The organism is Megasphaera massiliensis (assembly GCF_000455225.1).
Classification (GTDB): Bacteria; Bacillota; Negativicutes; order Veillonellales; family Megasphaeraceae; genus Megasphaera; species Megasphaera massiliensis.
The window spans coordinates 6,356-9,277 of sequence record NZ_HF954548.1 but is presented as its reverse complement, the minus strand read 5'-3'; the positions used below and the strand labels follow the sequence as shown (position 1 = coordinate 9,277).

Below are 2,922 nucleotides of genomic sequence, written 5' to 3'. Positions count from 1 at the left end.
CCGATTAGTATTCGTCAGCTCCACACATTGCTGTGCTTCCACCCCGAACCTATCAACCTCGTCGTCTTCAAGGGGTCTTACTAATTGGGAAGTCTCATCTTGAGGGGGGCTTCACGCTTAGATGCTTTCAGCGTTTATCCCGTCCGTACTTGGCTACCCAGCGGTGCTCCTGGCGGAACAACTGGTACACCAGCGGTACGTCCATCCCGGTCCTCTCGTACTAAGGACAGCTCCTCTCAAACTTCCTGCGCCCGCGACAGATAGGGACCGAACTGTCTCACGACGTTCTGAACCCAGCTCGCGTACCGCTTTAATGGGCGAACAGCCCAACCCTTGGGACCTACTTCAGCCCCAGGATGCGATGAGCCGACATCGAGGTGCCAAACCTCCCCGTCGATGTGGACTCTTGGGGGAGATAAGCCTGTTATCCCCAGGGTAGCTTTTATCCGTTGAGCGATGGCCCTTCCATTCGGTACCACCGGATCACTAAGCCCGACTTTCGTCCCTGCTCGACTTGTAGGTCTCGCAGTCAAGCTCCCTTATGCCTTTGCACTCTCCGAATGATTTCCAACCATTCTGAGGGAACCTTTGGGCGCCTCCGTTACATTTTAGGAGGCGACCGCCCCAGTCAAACTGTCCACCTGACACGGTCCCCGAACCGGTTTCACGGTCCTGGGTTAGAACTCCAATACGATCAGGGTGGTATCCCAACGATGCCTCCACACAAGCTGGCGCTCATGCTTCTCAGGCTCCCACCTATCCTGTACAGATCGTACCAAAGTTCAATATCAAGTTACAGTAAAGCTCCATGGGGTCTTTCCGTCTTGTCGCGGGTAACCTGCATCTTCACAGGTATTAAAATTTCACCGGATCTCTCGTTGAGACAGCGCCCAAGTCGTTACGCCATTCGTGCGGGTCAGAATTTACCTGACAAGGAATTTCGCTACCTTAGGACCGTTATAGTTACGGCCGCCGTTTACTGGGGCTTCGGTTCACAGCTTCGGGATTGCTCCCTAACCGCTCCCCTTAACCTTCCAGCACCGGGCAGGCGTCAGCCCGTATACTTCGCCTTACGGCTTCGCACAGACCTGTGTTTTTGCTAAACAGTCGCTTGGGCCTTTTCACTGCGGCCCCCTCGGGCTATTCACCCTACCGAGGCACCCCTTCTCCCGAAGTTACGGGGTCATTTTGCCGAGTTCCTTAACGAGAGTTCTTCCGCGCGCCTTAGCATGCTCTGCTCGCCTACCTGTGTCGGTTTGCGGTACGGGCACCTAGATCTAACTAGAGGCTTTTCTTGACAGCCGGAGTACATGACCTTCGCTACTGTAATTTTCGCTCCCCATCACAGCCTAGCTTACGCGAGTTGCGGATTTGCCTACAACTCTGCCTCACTGCTTGGACGGACTATTCCATCAGTCCGCGTCACTGCCCTTCTGTGTCACCCCATTGCTCAAACAATCTTCGGTGGTACAGGAATTTCAACCTGTTGTCCATCCACTACGCCTTTCGGCCTCGCGTTAGGTCCCGACTTACCCTGAGTGGACGAGCCTTCCTCAGGAACCCTTAGGCTTTCGGCGGACAAGATTCTCACTTGTCTTTTCGTTACTCATACCGGCATTCTCACTTGTATACTGTCCACCAGTCCTTACGGTCTGACTTCAACCTATATACAACGCTCCCCTACCCAAGATACATACGTATCATGCCATAGCTTCGGTGGTGTGTTTAGCCCCGTTACATTTTCGGCGCAGAGTCACTCGACCAGTGAGCTATTACGCACTCTTTAAATGGTGGCTGCTTCTAAGCCAACATCCTGGTTGTCTTTGCAACTCCACATCCTTTCCCACTTAACACACACTTGGGGACCTTAGCTGATGATCTGGGCTGTTTCCCTCTTGACAATGGATCTTAGCACTCACTGTCTGACTCCCGGTAAACATGTCTATGGCATTCGGAGTTTGACTGGACTTGGTAACCCTTGGCGGGCCCCGCACCCAATCAGTGCTCTACCTCCACGACACTCTTAACCGAGGCTAGCCCTAAAGCTATTTCGGGGAGAACCAGCTATCTCCGAGTTCGATTGGAATTTCTCCGCTACCCCCACCTCATCCCCGAATTTTTCAACATTCGTGGGTTCGGGCCTCCAGTGCGTGTTACCGCACCTTCACCCTGGACAGGGGTAGATCACACGGTTTCGGGTCTACGACCACGTACTTATTCGCCCTATTCAGACTCGCTTTCGCTGCGGCTCCGTCTTCCCGACTTAACCTTGCACGTGAACGTAACTCGCCGGTTCATTCTACAAAAGGCACGCCATCACCCCATCAAATCGGGCTCTGACTTTTTGTAAGCGCACGGTTTCAGGTTCTTTTTCACTCCGCTTCCGCGGTGCTTTTCACCTTTCCCTCACGGTACTGCTTCACTATCGGTCACTAGGGAGTATTTAGCCTTGGCAGATGGTCCTGCCGGATTCCGACGGGGTTTCACGTGTCCCGCCGTACTCAGGATCCGTCTCGGAGAGTATAGATTTTTGGTTACAGGGCTTTTACCTGCTCTGGCGGGCCTTTCCAGACCTCTTCGCCTAACCTACACCTTTGTAACTCCATGTGAGACGTCCTACAACCCCAAGAAGCAAGCTCCTTGGTTTGGGCTAATCCGCTTTCGCTCGCCGCTACTGACGGAATCACTTTTGTTTTCTCTTCCTCAGGGTACTTAGATGTTTCAGTTCCCCTGGTATGCCTCTCGTTAACCTATGTATTCAGTTAACAGTGACTATCCATTACGATAGCCGGGTTTCCCCATTCGGACATCCCCGGATCAAAGCCTGCTTACGGCTCCCCGAGGCAGTTTCGTTGTTCGCCACGTCCTTCTTCGGCTCCTAGTGCCTAGGCATCCTCCGTGCGCTCTTACTAGCTTAACCAA

General features: G+C 53.3%; 1 rRNA gene. It reads right to left on the bottom strand.

The features are described from left to right. A 23S ribosomal RNA gene (locus TX77_RS10610) occupies positions 1-2,920 on the bottom strand. Positions 2,921-2,922: the final 2 nt, after the last annotated feature.